This is a genomic window from Stenotrophomonas sp. MYb57 (assembly GCF_002966815.1).
Classification (GTDB): domain Bacteria; phylum Pseudomonadota; class Gammaproteobacteria; order Xanthomonadales; family Xanthomonadaceae; genus Stenotrophomonas; species Stenotrophomonas indicatrix.
On sequence record NZ_CP023271.1, the window covers coordinates 1,319,518 to 1,338,995 of the forward strand.

Sequence of the window (19,478 nt, forward strand, 5' to 3'; positions counted from 1 at the left end):
CTCGCCGTCGACTGGGGGCGTCGAGCCCGCTGCTGCGTTCTGCTTTCGACCCGCGTGGTGCGGGCGGAGAGAGAGAACGCAATGAAGCATTCGAAGTTGAGCATCGCCCTGGCAGGCCTGGTGGGTATCGCGACCCTGGGCCAGATGGATGACGTCATGGCAATGAATTATCACGTGCAGGGCGATCGCGTCGTGCTGAGTGGCGGTGTCACCGTCGCCGACGTCGTCGCGCTGCCGGCGCTGCTGGCCAAAGCGCAGGCCGAAGGCCGCCCGATCCGCGAAGTCGTGCTGCGCACCTCCAATGGTGGCGCGCTGATCGCGGGTGAGTGGCTGCAGGGCGTGATCCGCACCAACGGCCTGAACACCATCGTGTCCGGCCACTGCATCTCGTCCTGCTCGATCATGCAGTCCGGTGGCGTCGAACGTTACCTGGCCGGCGACCTGCCGCTGGTCGACTCGGTGCAGATCCACGCTGCCAGCAACAGTGGCAAGGTGATCTACACGCCGTCGCCGCGGATGACCGAGATCTACACCGGCAACTACGGCGGCGGCATGGACGCCGGCCTGCTGCACAAGGCCATGTACGAGGTGGTGCAGCCCAACGGCCTGCTGGTGTTCCGCGACCCGGCCCGGACCACCGGCGCTTCGGTCAGCTTCGATCCCGATGGCAGCGGCCGCAGGCTGGAGACCTTCCCCGGCCAGGACATCTACAGCAACAACATCATCACCGCCGCCGGTTACCGCGATCCGGGCGATACCCTGACGGTCACCGGCAATGTCAGCGGCGACATCAATCCAGGCTACCTGCGCACTGCGCGCCAGCTGCAGGCGTTCGTCGATGACGACTTCGCGCGCTGGAACGATACCGACTTCGCCACCACGTACATCAACTATGCGGTGAACATCTACAACCGCTCCAGCGCCGGCCCGAGCGGCATCGGCCCGGCTTCGGTGCAGGATTACCTCAACGATCCGGGTACAAAGCAGCTCCTTCTGGGCCAGCTGCGCCTGGATGAACTGGACGCTTCCACGCTGGGCAATTCGGCTGGCGTGATCCGCGTCGCCAAGGGCGGCACCTGGCGCACCGCCGAAACCACCGGCGCCGATTTCATGCTTGTGGAGAACGGCACCATCGCCCTGGAAGGCGGCGGGTTGCGCACTCCGGAGCTGCGCGTGCTGGCGGCCGGCATGGTGGTCGGCCACGGCGACATCGCCTCGGTTGCCACCGACTCGAGCGCACTGCTCAATGGCACCGGCCCGTCGTACCGCGAGGATGGCTTCAACCGCCTGCGCGTGTACGGCACCCTGATGCCGCGTGGTGGTGACCTGGTTACCCATGGCTACGTCAACATCATGCCGGGCGGCAAAGTGCTGTTCGACGTGACTGAAGCCGGCGGCTCCCAGGCCGGGCGCCTGCGTGTGGGCGACTTCTACGACAGCGGCGCCAACGAGGGGGCGCTGGTCATCTCGCCGGGCGCCCACCTTGAACTGAACGTGGCGCAGGGCTTCTACGCCGGCAACTACCAGCGTGAGCTGGTGAGCGGCCCGATCTACCAGGGCGGTTTCACCGATGCGGTGCGCCTGGGTGACACCGGCTATACGGCCAGCATCACCGACGGCGAGGTGTTCCGGCCGCGCCACAATTCGCTGCTGAGCTTCAACATCAACCAGACCGCCGAGGGCCTGTCGCTGACCGCCAACCCCGGCTTCGACCAGCTCGCGCAGCTTACCGGCAACAATGGCAACGATGGACTCGGTCGCGCGCTGGCTACTGCCGGCCAGCGCCAGGATGCCGGGCTGAAGCCGCTGCTGGGGGCGCTGCAGTTCGCTGACCGCGATGTGATCGCCCAGCAGGCCGGTGCACTGCGCGGTGATGGCCATGCCAGCCTGCGCCTGGCCGACAACGCGCTGGTTGGCAGCATCGGCAGCGTGGTGCAGCAGCACCAGGCCGCACGGCGCAGCGGCAGCGGTGATGCCGGTGGTTTGGCCGCACAGGCCGCGCAGGCGGCGTCAGCTCAGCCGGGCATGGCCAATGGCAGTCTGTTCAACCAGTTGGCGATGCATCTGGTGGAGCCGGCGGGGAGCGCTGGCGGCACGAGTTACGGCGGCGAAGCGCCGCGCAGCCATGGCCTCTGGGGCCGGGGCTTTGGCAGCCATGGCCGCATCAATGGCGAGGGCGGCGTGGCCGGCCTGAGCCATACCGTCGGCGGCATCGTGCTCGGTGCCGATACGCAGCTGGCCGATGACCGGGTGACGCTGGGCGTCAGCGTTGCCGCCGCGGACATGTCGACCAAGGGCCGCGATGGTTCCGGGTTCACCGGTGATGTGCGCGCGCTGGATGTGGGCGGCTACCTGGATGCCACCTACTCGCGTGGCTACCTCTCGGCCTCGGTGCGCTATACCGACCTGCGCCACGACACCCGCCGCAGCATCGACGGCATCGACGGCCTGCAGGGCCCGCTGCGTGCCAAGTACAACAACGATGCGATCTCGGCCCGGCTGGAGCACGGCTTCTCGTTCACCACCGCCAAGGGCGTGGTGATCCAGCCGCTGCTGCCGGTGGTCGATTACGCGCGCACCTCGGCCACCCGTTTCAATGAAGGGCAGGGTGCCGGCGCACTGGTGGGGCGTGGTGACAGCCTGGAAAGCATCCGCGTCGGCGCGGGCCTGCAGGTGTTCAAGACCTTCGAAGGCAACAACGGCGAGCGCATCACCCCGCGCGCGCGCGTGGTCTGGCAGAAGGAACTGGGCGACACCCAGGCCCGTTACAGCACCGGCTTCGCCGCTGCGCCGGACCTGGTGTTCGGTGCCAGCAGCCAGGCCGTGGGCGAGCAGGTGCTGGCCTGGAACCTGGGTGTGACCAGCCGCGCCACCGATCGCCTGTCGGTGATGGTCGACTACGTGGGCGAGCGCCGCGACGGCCAGCTGCAGAATGGCGTGATGCTGGGCTTGGGCTATACGTTCTAAGGCAGTGCCGGCACCGGCGGCCGTCGCCGCCGGTGCCATCCCCATCAGGGGGCGGGTGCGCTATGGTCGTGGCGGATTTCCGCGCAGGCCTTGCCATGCAGATCGCCGTTTTCAGTGCCCGTCCCTACGACCGCCGCTTTCTCGAGGAAGCCAACCAGCGCGAGGGGGCAGGGCAGGATTTCCAGTTCGTGTATTTCGACGCGGCGCTGGACGTGCACACCGCCGCGCTGGCACAGGACTGCGCCGCCGTTTGCGTGTTCGTCAACGACAGGCTCGATGCACCGGTGCTGCAGGCCCTGCATGCACTGGGCGTACGCGCGGTGCTGCTGCGCTGTGCCGGCTTCAACAATGTGGACCTGGCCAGCGCGAATGCGCTCGGCCTGTTCGTCGCCCGCGTGCCGGCCTACTCGCCGGAAGCGGTGGCCGAGCACGCACTGGCGCTGGTGATGACCCTCAACCGGCACACCCATCGCGCCTACAACCGCGTGCGTGAGGGCAACTTCATGCTGGATGGCCTGCTCGGCCACACCCTGCATGGCAAGACCGTGGGCATCGTCGGTACTGGCAAGATCGGGTTGGCCACCGCGCGCATCTTCCGTGGCATGGGCTGCACCGTGCTGGGACACGATCCGTATCCCTCGCCGGCGTTCGCCGGGATCGGCGCGATGGTTGAACTGGACGAGCTGCTCTCGCGCTCGGACATCGTCTCGCTGCATTGCCCGTTGACCCCGGATACCCAGCACCTGATCGACGACGGCTCGCTGGCGCGGATGAAGCCCGGCGCGATGCTGGTCAACACTTCGCGTGGCGGCCTGGTCGATACCCATGCGGTCATCCGTGCGCTGAAGTCGCGCCGGCTGGGCCATCTGGCCATCGACGTCTACGAGCAGGAAAGCGCGCTGTTCTTCCAGGACCTGTCGGGCGAGATCATCGACGATGAGGCGTTCCAGCGCCTGATGTCCTTCCCCAACGTACTGGTGACCGGCCACCAGGGCTTCTTCACCGTGGAGGCGCTGCAGGAGATCTCGGCGATCACGCTGGGCAACCTGGCCGATTTCGCGGCGGGGCGGGAGTGCGGCAACCGGGTGGCGGCGGGTTGAGAGCCCGGGCGGGCGGGCGTTTGACGGCAATCGTCACGACCGCATTGACCGCAGGGGCAGGGCGACCGTAAAATTGCCTGCTTCGCCGGAATAGCTCAGTTGGTAGAGCGGCGCATTCGTAATGCGTAGGTCGTAGGTTCGATTCCTATTTCCGGCACCATGTACATCAAGCACTTAGGCCGCCTTCGGGCGGCCTGAGTGCTTTTCAGGGATGCGCACGGACACGGTTTGAGCACGAATGCTCACTTCCCGTGTGACTTCTTGCCTTTGCGCGCCTTCGCTGAAGAATTTCCGCCGCGCAGATCCAGGTACTCGGCAAGTAGGTTCTGCGGTGCAATTCCAAGCGCCTCGGCAAATTCGACCAGCTCTACGGCGTCAATGCGCCTCTCACCGCGCTCGCACTTCGAGACGAAAGTCTGTGTGTTGCCCAAGCGGCTCGCCAAATCGACCTGCGACACTCCCGCACGCTTACGAGCCGCTTTGAGAACGGCTAGCAGAAGTTGGTAGTCAGCGTTGTGGGTCGATTGAGGCATCGTGCGATGACTTGATGGTCAACACACGTTAAAGTTCGGATTCGAATAGTCCAAAATGGACTATTTCATCAAAAGCCGAAGGAAGCATATGAAGCGGATAGGGGTTCTTCTGATCGTCTTGGTTGGCGTGGCTTGGATCGGGTCGAAAGCTGTGCCGGGCAGAGATCCCTCTGTCGCGGCTGCGCCCTCAGCAGTGGCCAATGCACCAGCCATACAGACGCGCGAATCCGAAGCGCGCCCAGCCGGATCCACAGCCCCTTTGACGGTGGCGGAGAAGAAGGCACAGCAGGAGAAATGGTTCGGCGCAGAGACGATCATCTCAGCCAAACGCGCCGTCAGGCGCGAGCTGGAGGATCCGGCCTCCGCGCATTTTGTGGACGTGCGGGCAAACTACACTGAAGCGTTCGGCGTGGTCGCCTGCGGCCGGATCAACGCCAAGAACAAGTTCGGTGGCTATAGCGGCTACAGGCGATTCATCAGCGGTGGAAGAAGTGTCATCCTGGAGGGGCGAGACAACATCGGTGACGCTTGGGCTGGCGCCTGCCTTTAATGCGATTGCCCTTAAACGAGAAGGCCACCATGAAGGCGGCCTTTTCTAGTCCAAGGCAGGGCAGCCCCCTGTTGGAATTTTCGAAATTCTAACTCAAAGAGAGTTTGGCGGTTTTAAAGAGCTCCATACTTCTTCAGAAGCGCTAGCTGCTTTTCAAGCTTTTCGGTGTCGAGACTCGCATCTAGCTGGACGTTTACGGTAAACACCGCACGCGGTGCGGAGCCTTCAGGTGCCCTTTTAGCTGGCGCGCCGTCCTCCTGCTCTACGAGAGTGTATTCGTCATCGATCAATCCTTGCTCAATGGGCGCTCCCGCGCCTTCCAAGTTGGATTCGCCCGATTCCTCGCTTTCCACGAGTCCTGCCGCAGCAGCGGAGCTCAATTCCTCGGCAGTAAGGTGTCGGAACAATTCGCCCTCTGTACGAACCAGTTCCGCGGTAATCATTGTGGATAAATATATTCCAACGCATGCCTCAGTTTCATCCGGATGAACCTTCAGCTCGGCTGCACGTTGCCTCAGTTTGGCACGGCTCACGGCATCCCCGTGAAACGTTTCCGAAAGCCTCTTGAAGATATTTGGTCTTAACGCACTGTCACGATAAAGGGCGATGGCTTCTTCGGTTGGAGCGGCGGCGATCTTCTTTGCCAATGAACTTGCGGAAAAATCCTTCTTATTGTCGCCATCTAAAAGTCCGTACTGTTTCAGTGCAGAGGCGCGCACTGCTCCTGTCCCGCCTTTTGCTCCGACGACTCCCGAATAAACGACGTCCTGAGAAATTCTCGCGACATGGGTTTTGGTAACTAGCTTCTTGGCGTACTTCAACGCATCTTCAAGGCTGACCCGGGGGAAAACTGATCCTCCTTTGCGCCCGCCTTTGGGCATAACCTTCTTTTTTGGTTCGTTCATACGTCTTTCCTGAGGTCCGCGAGCAGCTTGTCAATTCCTGCTTTATAGGAGTGCGAGAAATCGGCGTAGAGCTTGTCCGAAATGATCGGCGGCATGTCCGTGTCATCGAGCTTCAGTGGCAGGATGTGAACATTGCGGCGCTGAACTTCTGTGACAAGTGCGTTGTTTAGTTCCTTCTTAACCCAGGGCGAGTTGATGGAGTTGTGGCTGATCGCGATTAGGAAATAGTCCGACTCGGCTAGGCCCTGTGCGATAGCCTCTGGGATGGAATCACCAATTCGTATGCGTTGCTCGTCGAGCCAAACGTCTATGCCGGCTGCAGTCAGGTCAGCGGCGAGCTGCCGAACAAATGGTTTGTCCGCAGAGCTATGTGAAAGGAATGCGATGCGCTTACCCTTCTCTGATTGATGGCGCTCTTCCTTCTTTGCTTCCGCGTCGTCGAGCAGGTCTTCCGCAATAAGATTAGGCTTCAATGCTCCGATAGACTGCGCCCACTCTAGTAATGGATTGAGATCGGAAGCATTGAATGGCACGATTCCAGCAAGAGTCGCTGCCTTTCTGAGCGCTACCTCAACCTTGTCGCCAAGCAGCATGAATTGCCGGACACTTGTGAGAAGTGGCAGGCGCACCAGAGCCTCTTTTACAACGGCCTGTTTTTGGTCTTGAGACCCTTTATATGGATACGGCAGTTGAAGTACGTAGCCCTTGCCAACGGAATCGACTAGGCCAAGCTGGGCAGCGTTCTTCAGCAGCTTCCCTGCAGTTCGCGGGTCGATGCTGGCGAATTGCGCAATCTCCGCTGCAGTGGGAGAGTCCATCCAAGCGATTGCATCGAGTACCACGAATAAAGGGTCGAGCTTTGCCGCTTCGAAACGCTGAGAAGACGCAGCGCGGTTTACGGACTTCTTAACTTTTGGAGTGGCCTTCTTGGCCGGAATTTTGGTCGCCATTTAACCTATTTATCACACCTGTGAACGGAGTCCAACTTTTTGACGAGTTGCCTACTGACTCCACTCCGCATGGTCCGGTTGGCGGAGTAGATCACTGTTGCGTTGGCACGACTGTCCCGTGCGGTGGCGGAACGGGCTGAGATCCCGAATCATCTGGGTTGGATGCTCGTAGGCCGTCTCTGCGAGGCTTTTGACGCGACTGCGTCCCGACTCCTATTTCCCCAACTTCACTTGATGACCGCAGACGGGCCGTCCCTAGACGCCTTGCCGTCGATCTGCTCGTTGACGATGCCGGCGGCTTGCTCCATTCGGGCGACGATCGCGGATTTAGGGACGAACGTCTTGAAGCTTGCACGCTTACTGGCGAACTTCGCCTCACCTCGGGTGTCTCTGGCAAATCGGGCGGCGCAGACGAAATTGTTGGTATCAGCGCAAGAGTTGTCCGGGTACAGTGTGGTTAATCGGGCTGCTGACCAGATCAGCCCGAGGATCGTCGGCAAAGGCTATGGCGATCAGAAGTGCTTTCGGTGGCAAGAACAGCCGAGGCCAGCCCAGCATGACGAACTGAGCAGCCCATCTCTGCGACGCACAGCAGACCCAGTCCCCCGGTGGCACCGCCTCCGTGGGAGCCCTGGAGATGGAGCACGCCTGTGACTACCCCCGAACCCAAGATGCTCACCCCCGAGGAGCTGACCGAACTACACGCCCTCCCTGACGAGGCGATGGTCAAGCCCGAGGAGGCCGCAGCGTTGCTGCGGCTCAAGCGCGCCACGTTGGCGTGGTACCGCAGCCACGGCGGCGGCCCGAAGTGCGTCCGCGTCGGACCGAAGTTGATCCGGTACCGCATGGGCGACCTGCGCGAATACGCCAATGGCCAGCCGATGAGCGAGGGCGTCCGGCGCGCCGCGACGGCGATGCTCGCCGCCCGCACCGCAAATGCGGAGGGCTGACCGATGGCCGTGAATGAAAACGCCCACGGCGTGCGAGACCGTGGGCGCAGGGGTGCAACCGACCGGGAGAGTGAGCTGTCCAGGACTCACGGGATCAATGATGCCGCGGGGCACGCCGAGGCGACGCCATCATTTGAGGCTGCGGCCGGATACCGCAGCGTCCGACTCGACCTGATTCCCCTGCGCCGCCGCGAAAAGATGCCCGCCGACAAGCGCTGGCAGCAACGCGGCTACGACCAAGCGGAGGTACTGGAGCGCGCGAGGCGCGACGGTCTGAACTTGGGCGTGCGCCTGCCCGCCGACTTGGTCGTGGTGGACGTGGACCCACGCAACTTCCCCGCTGGGCGCGACAGCCTGGCCGAGCTGGCTGCGGCGTTCGGTCTGCCGCTCTCGTCGGCACCGCACGTATTCACCGGCAACCTGAAGCACCCCGGCCACCACTTCTACTTCCGCAAGCCCGCGGGCGCCGTGATGCTGGACAGCCTGGACGGCTTCGAGGGCGTGGAGTTCAAGTCGCTGGGCCGCCAGGTCGTCGCGGCCGGCTCGGTGCACCCGACAGGCGGCCTGTACCGCTGGGCGCCCGACTCGCCGCCGCTGCACAAGATGCCGGACCTGCCCGCGCGGTTGGTCGAGGCGGCGCGCAGGCCGGAGAGGAAGCGGGGCACTGGCGCAGGCGAGATCACCGCCGAGCAGCTCGCTACGTCGCTGGAGCATCTGGACCCGACGGACTTCCGGGAGCACGACGCGTGGCGCGAGCTGATGATGGCCTGCCACCACGCCACCGACGGCACGGGCCGTCAGGAGTTCATCGACTGGTCCACCTCCGACCCGAAGTTCGCGGACCACGAGTGGATCGTCGGTCGTCGTTGGGACTCGCTACACGCCGACCGCGACGACGCGGTGACCATCGCCACGCTGCGCAGGCGCCTCAGCGAGGCCGGGGCCGACATCGCACCACCCGACGCTACCGACGACTTCGACGTGTGGGACGAGGTCGAGCTGATCGAGCCACGTACCCGCAGGCGCTTCCTCAACGTGAACGACCTGAAGGCGCTGCCGCCGCCGCGTTGGCTCGTGCCCGGCCTGCTGGTGGAGGACAGCGTCGCGGCCATCTACGGCGCGCCCGAATCGGGCAAGTCGTTCCTTGCGCTAGACATCGCGATGGCCGTCGCGGGCGGTGTGGACTGGCACGGCCGCAGGGTCACCGACGGCGGCGTCCTGTACGTCGCGGCTGAGGGCGCGTCCGGCCTCGGCAAGCGCGTCCGCGCGTGGGAAATCGATCGCGGCATCGACGTGGGCAAGTTCCCGCTCTGGCTGGACCACGGTGAGATCAACCTGGCCGCCGAGCGCGACGGCGGCGTGCGCGCCTTCGTCAGCGACGTGGTCGAGGAACTCGGGACGCTGCGCCTGGTCGTCATCGACACCCTGAACCAGACGGCAGCAGGCGCCGACGAGAACTCGGCGAAGGACATGGGGCGCTACATCGCCAGCATGAAGCGCATCCGCGATGAGACGGGCGCGACCATCGTGGTCGTGCACCACTCCGGCAAGGACCCCGGCAAGGGCATGCGCGGCAGCTCGTCTCTGCTCGGGGCCATGGACACCACGGTCGAGGTGATCCGCGACAGGCAAATGCGCGCCATCACCGTGACCGTGCACAAGCAGAAGGACGCGGAGCGCGAGCCACCGATGCGATTCAACTTGGAGCGCGTGGACCTGCCGGGGGATCCAGATTGGAACGGCAGGCCGCCCTCGTCTCTCGTGCTCCGTCCGACCGTGATGGTCGATGCGACCTCCGACTTCGGGGGCGAGGCGACGCCAGACGACGGACTCACTGCCCTGGCGTGCGAGCTGGGCGCATCGGGCGGGACGGTGAAGGCGTCCGAGCTGCTCGACGCCGCTTCCAAGCGCCTGGGAATAAGCAAGAGCTCGGCGCAGCGAGCGGTGACGGACAAGATTCCCGAGGGGCGCATCGACGCCGTGCGCGCAAGCTGGGATGGCCGCCACTTCTGGCTGTGGTGCGAGCGCGTCGGCAAGCACGCCACGGCGCCGAAGGTGGTGCACGTCGAGGTCGCGTCATGAACGCCCGCGAAGTCTCCTGAAGTCTGATTCTGAAGTCTCGAGACTTCGGAGACTTCGCGGCGTCCTGAAGTCTGAAGTCTGTTCCGAGTCAGCAGCTTATGCGGCCAGTCGATTCGAAGACTTCGGACGAGATTTCGGCCACGGCAGACGAGGCTTCGCAGCTTTCACTTTCTTAAGAAAGTGAAAGCGAAGTCTGCCCGGACTCTGATTCTTGAATAACCACACAAACAGTGAGCGCGTGGACGGATGCGTCAAACCTTGTGTGCCGTGTCCCTCGCGCGCGAGGCGAACAGACCGAGCCGTCCCGCCGATGTGCGTCACCTAATCAGACATGAGAGGATCAACGCCCTCTAAGCCCTTGATTCAATTGCTTGAATGATGGCATGCCTGCGCGCGTAAGCACGACACGATCACAACGTAAGCCTCTTTCACGCCAGAGACCACCGCCGTGCTTTCCATCCCGAACACCTTCACGCCCGAGCGTCGGGAGCTGTTCTTCCAGGTGCTGGAAGACACGTGCTCGCCCAAGCAGGCCGCTGCAGCGGCGGGCATCAGTAGGCAGACGGCCTTCTACCACAAGGCCAACGACATCGAGTTCCGCACCCGGTGGGAGAAGGCAGTCGAGGTCGCCCTGGACTCCCTCTTGGACGAGGCGTACAGGCGCGCCGCGCTCGGCTACGAGGAACCCGTGATTCACCAGGGGCGCCTCGCCACCACCGCTGACCCGGCGACCGGCGAAGAAAGGCCGCTCACCGTTAGGAAGCACAGCGACAGGCTCTTGGAGGTGCTGCTTAAGTTCCGCTACGGAGAGCAGATGGCGGACAGGCTGCGCGTCAAGGTTGAGGACACCGGCCTGTCGGCCGACGCGCTGCTCCAGATGCCCGCCGACGAGCGCGCGCAGCTGGTGGCGTTGCTTTTCAAGTACAACGCGGCACGGCCGCAAGAGGGATGCGATGAGTGAGAATCTGAGCGTGGACGAGGTAGTGCAGCGTGCCGTCCAGATTGACGCAATGCTGGACGCGATCAATGACACCTCGCCCGATGCGATCCAAGCGATGGGTGGGCGTGACGCCTTAGCCCGACGAAGCGAGATGACCTGCATTGGTCCAGTGCCGCGACTAGACGCCGAGAGCTGGGAGCGCATGTCGCAAGAATACGAGGGGCGGCGCGAGCATTGCAGCGTCAACCGCGGGCACTAACTCCCGCGATTGATTTTAACAAAGCCTCAGGCGCCCGCTTTCCTCGCCCTTGGTACGGCGACCTTGGCAGCCTTCTTGACGGCCTTCTTCGCTGCCTTCTTCTCGACCTTCTTCGCTGCGACTTCGTCGAAGAACGCGAGAAGCTCCTTCCAATTCACTTGGACGCCGTTGCCGGACTTGGTCTTGCCCTTACACCACTCGACCTTACCCCGGCCTAGGCGCAAATCACCCAAACGTGTTTCGTCATTCTCGTACACGTCGAACGTGACGCCATTGTTGCCCAGCTCCATGTTGACGCTCATATCCTTGATTTTGACCTTCATTCCATTGCCCCTGTGATTGTCGTTCAGGAAGCCTAACACGGGGTTAGAGGGTGAAGCGATGCCAAGCCCATGAATTACAAACCGCAGTGACGACGGCAGCTTCGAGGGAAACACGTCCGGGAAACAATGGCGTTCGCGCCCAGCGCTCCGCGACACATTGCAGGCATCCGGTCAGCGCATTGGCGCGCAGACCACCCCACGGCTGGGGACGCGCTCGTGACAGGCGACCGGAGGACCGACCTCACAGGAGCCAACGAGCCATGAAGATCACCCTCAGCGATACCCCCCTCCTCAGCACCCAGCAGATCGGCGAGCTCGCCTCGACCCTGGACCTGCTGCACAAGCGCACTCTCGTCGCGATCGAGCGGCTGAACAAGGACATCGGGACTCGCAAGCAGCAGATCGCTGCGCGCTGGAAGACCGCTCCCGGCATCGGGGCGGGCGAAGTTGCCCGCTTCGCCGAGCACGAGACCGTCGCCACCATCCGCGAGATCAAGGACAACTCCAAGGCCGAGCTGGACAAGATCCTCAAGGACGCTGGTGCCCCGCACGCCCAGCTGATCGGCCAGCGCCAGTTCTACGACTCCCCGCCGAAGGTCCTGGCCCGCGCGGCCCTGGGCGACCCCAGGCGCACCGAGTACCTCCAGCAGCTCCAGCACGCCGGCCCCGCCGAGCTCGGCCACATGGCCCAGGTCGCCGTCGGCACGCGCAACGTCGCCCTGGCGTCCGCCGTGCTGTCCCTGATCGACCGCATGCCCTCCAAGGATCGCCCGGTCGGCCCGGTCGAGCTGGCGTCGGCGATGAAGCAGGACGACTTCCTGAAGGTGCAGGAGTACATCAAGCTGGGCGATGCGCGCCTACAAGGCATCTTGGTCGCCATCCGCGCTTGGAACGCCGGCAAGTCCAACCCCCTCGGCTCGATCCAGCTCGCCATGCGCGAGCGCGACATCGACCACGACCTGATCGGGGGCGGCGATGAATAAGCAAGCCCACTATGCGGCCGACCACCCCGTGGCGATCGCGCTCACCGGCGTGGCCGTCGCCCTGCGGACCGGTGGCGACCTGCTCGACGCCTTGGCCGAGCAGGCCGAAGCCGCTGGCGTCCGCCCGTATTCCGACTACTTCGACGACGCGGCGCGCCTAGCTGGGATACCTTACTGTCGCGCATTGGACCTGTACGTGGACCGCGAGACCAAGCACCGGGCCGACCGGCTGGGATATGGGCAGGCGCACCTAGCGCTCTGTTGACCGGGCAAGCGCGGCCGAAGCGGTGGTTGCGTAACAGTGTGATGGGTGCTCCGGCCGTGTTTCGAGGGGGATGTCCTGAGGGCATCCCCTTGTTTTTCATGCACTTAGGGGCCTTCGCGCCCCTGCGGCCGGTTAGGGGGACACTTGTCTGAGCTTTGCGGCGAGTGAAGACTTGAGCGCAAGCATTCCTTCCGAGTTTGGCAAGTACTTTAATACGCGGTGATGCTTGATATCGAATGGCACGTCATCGAGGGATTGCGAAATCGGAATAACGTGCTTCCCGAGAGTATGGGCAATACCTGTTTCATACATGACGTTCGGGTTCTTTCCGCTGAAGTCGACAACAACCACATGGGCGCGGAAGATGAGATTGAACACATCTTGAATTATGGTGCTCTCTTCCCAAATGTCATCCGCCCGCAGACACCGACGACCTGTTTCTTGGCAGGCGGCGGATATGGCATCGTGTACGGGAGAAAACGCGGCGCCGAACGGCATCATTGCAGTAACGAGGTCTGACTCAACTTCAGCCTGAGGTACCGCGAATACACTTGGGGCGAATGTGATCTTGCGCTCCGAGGGTTTGGCAGAAATGAATACTGACTCGCCTGGAAATCTTGTTTCCAAGTATTCCTCAATGATGTTCAGTGCCGGTGGGTTCTGATGGGCTATAGCCGAAAGAACTACTAACGCGTTTCCAGCATAGTCTTCGTCTCCCCACGCTAGGCTGCGTAGAAGTCGGGAGTGCCCTTTGATGATCCCCGACGCACCTGTCAGTAAGCCAATCTCCTCCCAATTCCCAGCGTCAAAATTGGAGACTACCCTACCTCGAAGGTCGATGATCCTATGGCCGCTAGCTAAGTCCATTTCCGTGCTTCCTCGGGAGTTGGTCGCCATTCTGAGGCTATTCACTTGGTTTCGCGAGCCGATCCCCTCTCCATACTGCAGAGATCTTCTGCTTGCGCTAGCCGGACTCAGATGAGAAGAAAAGGTAAGGGGGGGGCTCCCGGGCCGAGGGGAACGCGACCTAATGCCTACGTGCCCACCAACACGTAGGAGAGCCCATGAAGCTGGAAGAGATGCCCATCAAAGAGCTGCTCGCGCTGCACAACCGTATCGCCGACAAGCCCGCAGGACCCAAGACTTTCGCGACTCGCGCCAAGCTCGTCGCCCGGATAGAGCAGGTCGCGGCTGACAAGAGCCTCGATCTGAGCTCGCCCGGGCGGCCGAAGAAGCCCGCGGCGGCCGAGCAGCGCACAGACCCAAAGGCTGACGCCGCCGAGGCGCCCGAGGCTGCTGAGAAGAAGCCGCGCGGACTCGGCGTCGGTGTGTTCGCACGCGCGATCCTGATGGACCCGGCCGGCCATCCGCACGCGCTGATCGCGGAGATGGTCAACGCCCAGGTCGAGGGCGCGGCAGCCACTGCCAAGTCGGTGCGCTGGTACGCCAACGACATGCGCAAAAGGGGCGTCAAGGTGCCGCCGCGTCAGAAGCGCCACGCCGCAGAGATGGACGAGGAGCAGTCGGCCGAGGCGCTGCGCACCGTGCGGGTGGTCGAGTCCGCGCCATCCGATGGCTGACGCCGTTCTCCCGCTGTGCACGAGAAAGGGCTACCTTCACGGTGGCCCTTTCTTTTCATGCGCTTGTGCGCGATCGCGTCCCGACGGTGGATCAGGCAGCCATTCTTTCCGGATTGCCGTCGGCAACCTTGTAGCAGTCGTACCGCAGAACCGCGCGCTCCCACACGTGCTGCGCCAAATGCTCGGAGCCCTCGAAGAGCCGCAGGTAGGCGGCCAGCGCTTCAACTGGCCACTGTTCTCCGAACGACCTGCATAGCTCGACGTAGGGCGCGTATGTCCAGTAGGCGTCGAACCCTGCATCCGCGCGCTCGGCTCCAATGTCTTTCCGCACGCTTGCCTGAAGTTCCGCGCAGAACTGGTCGTAGGCATGCAAATCCTGAGTCTGAACCCCGATCATCGGTAGGAGCCTCCAAGCGGACACCACCCTGAGGCCTTCAGTACGCATGAGGTCGTTGCCGAGGAGAATCACTATCTCCCGGACAGCGAGCGCTTGCCCGTCCTTGGCACGGACTACATCGATAACGGTATTCATCTTCTCCTCCTGGATTGGTTCCATTGACGCCGGGCGTACCGCGGCTTCACCGCGGGACAGGGACCAGTCTCGTTTGCCGATTTCTGCGCGTCCATCAACGTTGATAGACACTAGGCGGCATCGCATTCGTTTGTTGACGGCGCATCCGTGGGCGTGGCTCCGAGGCGTGGGGGCCATTCGCCCTCGGCCCACGTAAGGCCGAGCTGTTCGAGGATGTAGCGCGATGCCGTCTCTTGGTGCTTGCGCAGGTGCTCGGGTCCGACGTGGATGTAGCCCATCGTGACGTTGCTCGCCGCGTGGTTGAGCAGGTACTTCAGCTCAAGCAGCGGGACGCCTGCCTGCACCGCCAACGTTGCGAACGTGTGCCGCAGGGCGTGCCCCGTCAGGCCGACTAGCTCGTGCTGCGCCACCTCGGCGACGTGGCCCGACTTCGACTCGGCAGGGAACAGCCACGGCGTCTTTCGGTGGAATCGCGGGTTCGCCTCGACGCGGTGGGCGAGCAGGTCGGCGAGCGGCCCGGACAGGGGCAGGTCGAATGCCCGGGTCGATCCACCCTTGGGCTTGGGCACGTGCAGGCGTCCGGTGGCGAGGTCTAGGTCGGAGATGCGCGCCTCGCAGGCCGAAGTGCGGCGCATGCCGGTGAGCGCCATGAACAGGTGCAGGTCGCGGCGCACCGGGTGGAGGCCGAGCACTGCCTTGCCCCATGCCTTGAGCCTGTCCGTCGGGGCGTCCACCTTGCGACGCCGCAGCCCGTGATAGTCCACGTTCCCGCAGGGATTTGGCGGTAGGTCCGGGTGCTCGCGCAGGCCGCGGTTGTACACCGCCCGGAAGATGCGGAAGGCGTTGTCCGCTGAGGGCGCGCCGTGCCGATCGGTGATGCGGCGGTGCCTGTCGCGCACGCCCGAACGGTCCGCGCCCAGCTCAGCTAGCGGGCGGTCGAGCCAGTCGGATAGGTACTGCTCGCAGTTGTAGCGGTAGTCGTCCTTGGTCCTCGGCGACAGAGGCCTGGCCGCCAGGTGGAGGTCGAGCGCATCCCGCAACGTGATGCCGCGCGCCCGTGCCCTGCGGCGCTCCTCGTTCGGGTTGGTGCCGCCGCGCATGCCGACCAGCGTCTGTCGGGCGGCGTCTCGGGCCTGCTTGGCGTCCATCGCCGGGTGGTCGCCCAGCTTCGTCCTGACCTGCCGGCCGTTGACGAGGGACTGCACGTAGAAGCTGCGTTTGGTGGGGGTGACGATGAGGTAGAACCCCCTCATCTCGGTGTCGGCGTACAGGACCGACTTGCCCGGATCGGGCTTCGACGCCCTCTCGACGAGGGACTGGGTGATCTTCGACTTCATGCTGGCTCCGTGGGTGGTGGGGCCACGGCACGGACACGGTTTCGCACCACAAGATGCCGTGCTCAGACGTGCCGTAAGTGCCCCTGAAGCCTCATTAGGTCGCGGTTTTCCCTTGCTGTAAGCGCGTTTAGGCCATCTGATACCAAATCATGGCAACATGCGCGCGCAGCGATTCGTAATGCGTAGGTCGTAGGTTCGATTCCTATTTCCGGCACCAGTTTCAGCAAAAGCCCCGGCCTTGGCCGGGGCTTTTTTGTGTTCCGGTAGCGCCGGGCCACGTCCGGCGGAACGCGTGGTCCCCCAGTAGTGCCAGCCCATGGCTGGCAGCCCGCGATTTCTGAACCTCGCGGTTTGCTGGCCCCGCCGACTTCTCAGGAGCTTAGCTCCTAGCGCTGTTCCTGACCCGGAAACTGCAGCCGGCCATTCCTGTGCTATGACCCAGCCTTGCTTCAAGGCTCTTTCAGGGATTGGAAGAATGCGCAGGTTAGGGGGGACTGCAGGCGGTGTGTCGACCCGCTTCAGGTGATTTGAAGATCGAATTCGGAAGCTGGGTGCTTTAGGCACCTGACGGTGCTGCGTGCTGTTGACTGGCGTTGGCCTGTCGCCATTCGCACTCGCCCAGACGACTGTCACGTACATTCCCTCGGTTCGGTTGTTGCCGAGAGCGATGCCAATGGCAACGTGATCAAGCGCTATGACTACGAGCCCTATGGGGCCGTAGCCGGTGGTCAGGTCACGGACGGACCGGGGTATACCGGGCATGTGAGCGACTCGGCTACCGGGCTGAGTTACATGCAGCAGCGGTACATGAATCCGCAGCTGGGTGTGTTCCTGTCTGTGGATCCGGTGACGGCTTACGAAAATCCAATTGGTATGTTCAACCGCTACAGATACGCATCAGGGAACCCTTACCGATATACGGATCCTGACGGCCGCTGCGATACATCTTTCTGCCAGTTCTGGGGAGGGGTTGGACGCGCGGTCGGCGATGCTGCCTACAGCATCGGCCGGAATGCTGGCCCTAGCGTGTACGGCACTGTAGATATGTCCCGAACGCGGGAGCTAAATGGCGGCCCATTGTTTGGTGCACCGGCGAGCCAAATAGGTCAAGGTGGCTACAAATTCGGCTCTGCACTAAAGGTTGCGGAAGGAATGCGGGGCGCTGGCCAGGCAGCCGGAGGGCTCGCCACGGCCGAAGCTCGATTGGCGAACAGTGCACTGGTAGTGCGAGGCGGCTCCGGGCAGGGGGCAAATTCAGCGGCCGGGATTGGGAAGGGTACGGGCCAGCATCCAGCAGGCCCCTTCAGTTTCTCCGCAGAGAGTGCAAATGGATCGTCGTTCTGCCAACACTGTGCAGCAATGTAACTCACAATCAGGTTGGTGCTACCACGGTTGGGCAGGTGAGGGTCGCGGGAGGTGATGTCATCTCGACGGACGGGGTCTCGCCGACGCACGCCACAGTTGTGGGGCTTGAGTCGGAGGCAGCCAGTCGATTGTTTTCCCCTACAGTATCCAATCCGGTTCCGGCCGTTGAAAGGTTGCAGAGGCCATAGATGTCTGAGCTCAGAATATTTGTCGACTTCTACAATAGATATTTTGATGGTTTCCTGAGGCTCAACCTTACGGGGACGCTGGAGGATCTGGGAAGAGAGCATCTGGTTCTCGAAGAAGGGATGCCCTTTACAGGATCAGACGGTGATCTCACTGCTAAGATCATCGTTGTTGCGCCTGGGATAGAAGGCATATGGCGCGGGAGGATCGTTGATGGTTCTTGGGAGGAGGGTGCATAAATGGGTGCCCGTTGTTGGTTAGGTTGGGAGATGCTCGCTGCCTGATCGGGGGAAGCAAGAGCCAGGCACAAATGACAGGCCAGTCAACTTTCCTCCGGATCCTGCCCAAGGAGGGCGTTCTTAGTGGACGGTGAAAGCTACGATCTTCTGGCTGGAATCGTGGGAACAGGACTTCTAGGGGCTGCTGGCGATTTGGACCCCTGGGCTGTTGGATCGCTACTGGTCGCGTGAAATCAGTGTGCTTTCGGCTATCGATTCCGACAGTGCTTCCTATCTTTCACAACACGATTCAGAGGCTCTTGAACGTGCATCAGCTTGGATTGCAAGGAATCATGTCATTTCCGGGTATATGTCACAGCATCACTTGAGCTTGGTTCGATGGCTGTTTGAGAATGGCCATGTTGATCGGATCGGTCTGTTGAGTCTGTTGGCGCTGCTTTCACTTGGACCGCTGGATGAGGCAGGATTGGAGATCGCTTTGCTCTCCAAAGACACGTTGGACGAAGGACGGCTGGGCTATTGCGTCGAAGTTCTGTCGAGGGGTGCTGTTGAATCGACGAATGCTGGGTCGCAGGTTCGATTCCTGTTTCCGGTACCCGTGGTTTGTAATGAAAGGCCCCGGCCTCGGTCGGGGCTTTTTGTTTGGCCGGCACGGCTCCCAGTCGGCCCTCGCCCCTGGACCTCCAGCTCCCCCTATAATCGTCCCCGCAGATCACCTGCACCGGTTCACCCGCACGGAGGCTTCCCATCATGTCCATTGCTGCAATCCCCGATGTTTCGCTGGTCGACAACAGTGAGCAGCGCACGCCGCTGATCCTGGTGCTGGACTGTTCCGGCAGCATGAGCGGTGGCCCCATCGAGCAGTTGAACGCGGGCCTGAAGCTGCTGGAGCAGGAGCTGAAAGCCGATGTGATCGCGGCCAAGCGTGTGCGCGTGCTGCTGGTCGAGTACGGCGGCATGGACAACGCGGCCATCAGCGGTGACTGGTGCGATGCGATGGATTTCGCCGCGCCCACGCTGTCGGCCAATGGCACCACGCCGACTGGCGCGGCCGTGGAAGTGGCGCTGCAGGAGATTGAAGACGAGAAGGCGCGCTTCCGCCAGGCCGGCGTTGCCTACACCCGGCCGTGGCTGTTCCTGATGTCCGATGGACAGCCCACGGACGCCTGGGAAGCGGTGGCCGAGCAGTGCCGCGAGGCCGAGCAGCAGAACAAGGTGGCGGTGTTCCCGATCGCCGTCGGTAATGCCGACATGAGCGTGCTGGGTCAGTTCAGCCGCAATGGCGAGCGCGGCGTGAAGCGCCTGCAGGGCCTGCAGTTCAAGGAACTGTTCCTGTGGCTGAGCGCCAGCATGCGGGTGGTCTCCAATTCGACGCCCGGTGGCCAGGTGCAATTGCCGGCCACCGACAGCTGGTCACAAGTGCCGGTCTGAC

Annotated in this window: 21 protein-coding genes and 1 tRNA gene; 14 read left to right on the plus strand and 8 right to left on the minus strand. The window is 62.9% G+C overall.

The features are described 5' to 3' along the window. Window positions 1-81 precede the first annotated feature (81 nt). The 3 genes from CLM74_RS06080 (at window position 82) to CLM74_RS06090 (ending at window position 4,227) form a co-directional block, all read left to right on the plus strand. A complete protein-coding gene (locus CLM74_RS06080) occupies window positions 82-2,967 on the plus strand; it encodes an autotransporter outer membrane beta-barrel domain-containing protein (protein WP_105163644.1) in 2,886 nt (961 codons plus the stop codon). Between the two features lie 95 nt (window positions 2,968-3,062). Further along, entirely contained in the window at window positions 3,063-4,067 is a 1,005-nt protein-coding gene (locus CLM74_RS06085; protein ID WP_105164944.1) for a 2-hydroxyacid dehydrogenase, read from the plus strand. 84 nt (window positions 4,068-4,151) lie between these two features. Next, window positions 4,152-4,227, plus strand: a tRNA-Thr gene (locus tag CLM74_RS06090). Between the two features lie 82 nt (window positions 4,228-4,309). On the opposite strand, the gene CLM74_RS06095 is transcribed toward CLM74_RS06090, so the two are convergent. Further along, entirely contained in the window at window positions 4,310-4,600 is a 291-nt protein-coding gene (locus CLM74_RS06095) for a helix-turn-helix transcriptional regulator (RefSeq protein WP_105163645.1), read from the minus strand. A 55-nt stretch (window positions 4,601-4,655) separates the two neighbouring features. On the opposite strand from CLM74_RS06095, the gene CLM74_RS06100 reads away from it, so the two are divergent. Then, window positions 4,656-5,150: a hypothetical protein gene (locus CLM74_RS06100; protein ID WP_158684103.1), complete on the plus strand. Its 495-nt coding sequence runs from the start codon at window positions 4,656-4,658 to the stop codon at window positions 5,148-5,150. Window positions 5,151-5,263: 113 nt separating this feature from the next. Here the strand turns inward: CLM74_RS06100 and CLM74_RS21445 are convergent, their stop codons facing one another. The 3 genes from CLM74_RS21445 to CLM74_RS06115 form a co-directional block, all read right to left on the minus strand. Next, entirely contained in the window at window positions 5,264-6,055 is a 792-nt protein-coding gene (locus CLM74_RS21445) for a hypothetical protein (protein WP_158684104.1), read from the minus strand. Further along, the gene (locus CLM74_RS06110; protein WP_105163648.1) at window positions 6,052-7,005 is read right to left on the minus strand and encodes a toll/interleukin-1 receptor domain-containing protein; all 954 of its coding nucleotides are present in this window, start codon (window positions 7,003-7,005) and stop codon (window positions 6,052-6,054) included. The genes CLM74_RS21445 and CLM74_RS06110 overlap by 4 nt, the downstream gene beginning before the upstream one ends. A 227-nt stretch (window positions 7,006-7,232) precedes the next feature. Beyond that, entirely contained in the window at window positions 7,233-7,505 is a 273-nt protein-coding gene (locus CLM74_RS06115) for a hypothetical protein (protein WP_105163649.1), read from the minus strand. A 150-nt stretch (window positions 7,506-7,655) separates the two neighbouring features. Here CLM74_RS06115 and CLM74_RS06120 point away from each other — a divergent pair, with 150 nt between their 5' ends. The 4 genes from CLM74_RS06120 to CLM74_RS06135 all read left to right on the plus strand — a co-directional run bounded on the left by CLM74_RS06120 (window position 7,656) and on the right by CLM74_RS06135 (window position 11,236). After that, entirely contained in the window at window positions 7,656-7,955 is a 300-nt protein-coding gene (locus CLM74_RS06120) for a helix-turn-helix domain-containing protein (protein WP_105163650.1), read from the plus strand. A 3-nt stretch (window positions 7,956-7,958) separates the two neighbouring features. Further along, window positions 7,959-10,037 carry an AAA family ATPase gene (locus tag CLM74_RS06125; RefSeq protein WP_234003427.1) on the plus strand — a complete coding sequence of 693 codons (2,079 nt, stop codon included), beginning with the start codon at window positions 7,959-7,961 and terminating at the stop codon, window positions 10,035-10,037. A 448-nt stretch (window positions 10,038-10,485) separates the two neighbouring features. Continuing rightward, on the plus strand, window positions 10,486-10,998 hold the full coding sequence (locus CLM74_RS06130) for a hypothetical protein (RefSeq protein ID WP_105163652.1): 513 nt from the start codon (window positions 10,486-10,488) through the stop codon (window positions 10,996-10,998). Next, the gene (locus CLM74_RS06135; RefSeq protein ID WP_105163653.1) at window positions 10,991-11,236 is read left to right on the plus strand and encodes a hypothetical protein; all 246 of its coding nucleotides are present in this window, start codon (window positions 10,991-10,993) and stop codon (window positions 11,234-11,236) included. The genes CLM74_RS06130 and CLM74_RS06135 overlap by 8 nt, the downstream gene beginning before the upstream one ends. A 26-nt stretch (window positions 11,237-11,262) precedes the next feature. On the opposite strand, the gene CLM74_RS06140 is transcribed toward CLM74_RS06135, so the two are convergent. Beyond that, the gene (locus CLM74_RS06140; protein ID WP_105163654.1) at window positions 11,263-11,559 is read right to left on the minus strand and encodes a hypothetical protein; all 297 of its coding nucleotides are present in this window, start codon (window positions 11,557-11,559) and stop codon (window positions 11,263-11,265) included. Window positions 11,560-11,819: 260 nt separating this feature from the next. On the opposite strand from CLM74_RS06140, the gene CLM74_RS06145 reads away from it, so the two are divergent. Further along, a complete protein-coding gene (locus CLM74_RS06145) occupies window positions 11,820-12,542 on the plus strand; it encodes a hypothetical protein (RefSeq protein ID WP_105163655.1) in 723 nt (240 codons plus the stop codon). Continuing rightward, window positions 12,535-12,807: a hypothetical protein gene (locus CLM74_RS06150; protein ID WP_105163656.1), complete on the plus strand. Its 273-nt coding sequence runs from the start codon at window positions 12,535-12,537 to the stop codon at window positions 12,805-12,807. Before CLM74_RS06145 ends, CLM74_RS06150 begins: the two co-directional genes overlap by 8 nt. A gap of 132 nt (window positions 12,808-12,939) precedes the next feature. Here CLM74_RS06150 and CLM74_RS06155 read toward each other — a convergent pair whose 3' ends face one another. Next, window positions 12,940-13,704: a hypothetical protein gene (locus CLM74_RS06155; RefSeq protein ID WP_199776079.1), complete on the minus strand. Its 765-nt coding sequence runs from the start codon at window positions 13,702-13,704 to the stop codon at window positions 12,940-12,942. 167 nt (window positions 13,705-13,871) lie between these two features. Between CLM74_RS06155 and CLM74_RS06160 the strand changes: the two genes are divergently transcribed. After that, window positions 13,872-14,387 (plus strand): hypothetical protein, encoded by a 516-nt coding sequence (locus tag CLM74_RS06160; protein WP_105163658.1) that lies wholly within the window; start codon window positions 13,872-13,874, stop codon window positions 14,385-14,387. 91 nt (window positions 14,388-14,478) lie between these two features. Here the strand turns inward: CLM74_RS06160 and CLM74_RS06165 are convergent, their stop codons facing one another. Together CLM74_RS06165 and CLM74_RS06170 are read right to left on the minus strand one after the other, a co-directional pair. Beyond that, window positions 14,479-14,919, minus strand: coding sequence for a hypothetical protein (locus CLM74_RS06165; protein WP_105163659.1), 441 nt, complete (start codon window positions 14,917-14,919; stop codon window positions 14,479-14,481). Between the two features lie 110 nt (window positions 14,920-15,029). Then, window positions 15,030-16,256, minus strand: coding sequence for a tyrosine-type recombinase/integrase (locus CLM74_RS06170; protein WP_105163660.1), 1,227 nt, complete (start codon window positions 16,254-16,256; stop codon window positions 15,030-15,032). Between the two features lie 681 nt (window positions 16,257-16,937). Between CLM74_RS06170 and CLM74_RS21705 the strand changes: the two genes are divergently transcribed. The 3 genes from CLM74_RS21705 (at window position 16,938) to CLM74_RS06185 (ending at window position 19,477) form a co-directional block, all read left to right on the plus strand. Further along, window positions 16,938-17,621, plus strand: a complete 684-nt coding sequence (locus tag CLM74_RS21705; RefSeq protein ID WP_234003428.1) for an RHS repeat-associated core domain-containing protein — start codon at window positions 16,938-16,940, stop codon at window positions 17,619-17,621. 188 nt (window positions 17,622-17,809) lie between these two features. Beyond that, window positions 17,810-18,046: a hypothetical protein gene (locus CLM74_RS06180; RefSeq protein ID WP_105163661.1), complete on the plus strand. Its 237-nt coding sequence runs from the start codon at window positions 17,810-17,812 to the stop codon at window positions 18,044-18,046. A gap of 750 nt (window positions 18,047-18,796) precedes the next feature. Continuing rightward, window positions 18,797-19,477 carry a VWA domain-containing protein gene (locus tag CLM74_RS06185; RefSeq protein WP_051501554.1) on the plus strand — a complete coding sequence of 227 codons (681 nt, stop codon included), beginning with the start codon at window positions 18,797-18,799 and terminating at the stop codon, window positions 19,475-19,477. The last annotated feature ends 1 nt before the right edge of the window (window position 19,478 follow it).

Bases quoted from the DNA above. Each gene is read 5' to 3' on its own strand.
- CLM74_RS06080 (WP_105163644.1), top strand. From the start codon at position 82: ATGAAGCATTCGAAGTTGAGCATCGCCCTGGCAGGCCTGGTGGGTATC.
- CLM74_RS06085 (WP_105164944.1), top strand. From the start codon at position 3,063: ATGCAGATCGCCGTTTTCAGTGCCCGTCCCTACGACCGCCGCTTTCTC.
- CLM74_RS06095 (WP_105163645.1), bottom strand. From the start codon at position 4,600: ATGCCTCAATCGACCCACAACGCTGACTACCAACTTCTGCTAGCCGTT.
- CLM74_RS06100 (WP_158684103.1), top strand. From the start codon at position 4,656: ATGGACTATTTCATCAAAAGCCGAAGGAAGCATATGAAGCGGATAGGG.
- CLM74_RS21445 (WP_158684104.1), bottom strand. From the start codon at position 6,055: ATGAACGAACCAAAAAAGAAGGTTATGCCCAAAGGCGGGCGCAAAGGA.
- CLM74_RS06110 (WP_105163648.1), bottom strand. From the start codon at position 7,005: ATGGCGACCAAAATTCCGGCCAAGAAGGCCACTCCAAAAGTTAAGAAG.
- CLM74_RS06125 (WP_234003427.1), top strand. From the start codon at position 7,959: ATGGCCGTGAATGAAAACGCCCACGGCGTGCGAGACCGTGGGCGCAGG.
- CLM74_RS06135 (WP_105163653.1), top strand. From the start codon at position 10,991: ATGAGTGAGAATCTGAGCGTGGACGAGGTAGTGCAGCGTGCCGTCCAG.
- CLM74_RS06140 (WP_105163654.1), bottom strand. From the start codon at position 11,559: ATGAAGGTCAAAATCAAGGATATGAGCGTCAACATGGAGCTGGGCAAC.
- CLM74_RS06145 (WP_105163655.1), top strand. From the start codon at position 11,820: ATGAAGATCACCCTCAGCGATACCCCCCTCCTCAGCACCCAGCAGATC.
- CLM74_RS06150 (WP_105163656.1), top strand. From the start codon at position 12,535: ATGAATAAGCAAGCCCACTATGCGGCCGACCACCCCGTGGCGATCGCG.
- CLM74_RS06155 (WP_199776079.1), bottom strand. From the start codon at position 13,704: ATGGCGACCAACTCCCGAGGAAGCACGGAAATGGACTTAGCTAGCGGC.
- CLM74_RS06160 (WP_105163658.1), top strand. From the start codon at position 13,872: ATGAAGCTGGAAGAGATGCCCATCAAAGAGCTGCTCGCGCTGCACAAC.
- CLM74_RS06165 (WP_105163659.1), bottom strand. From the start codon at position 14,919: ATGAATACCGTTATCGATGTAGTCCGTGCCAAGGACGGGCAAGCGCTC.
- CLM74_RS06170 (WP_105163660.1), bottom strand. From the start codon at position 16,256: ATGAAGTCGAAGATCACCCAGTCCCTCGTCGAGAGGGCGTCGAAGCCC.
- CLM74_RS06180 (WP_105163661.1), top strand. From the start codon at position 17,810: ATGTCTGAGCTCAGAATATTTGTCGACTTCTACAATAGATATTTTGAT.
- CLM74_RS06185 (WP_051501554.1), top strand. From the start codon at position 18,797: ATGTCCATTGCTGCAATCCCCGATGTTTCGCTGGTCGACAACAGTGAG.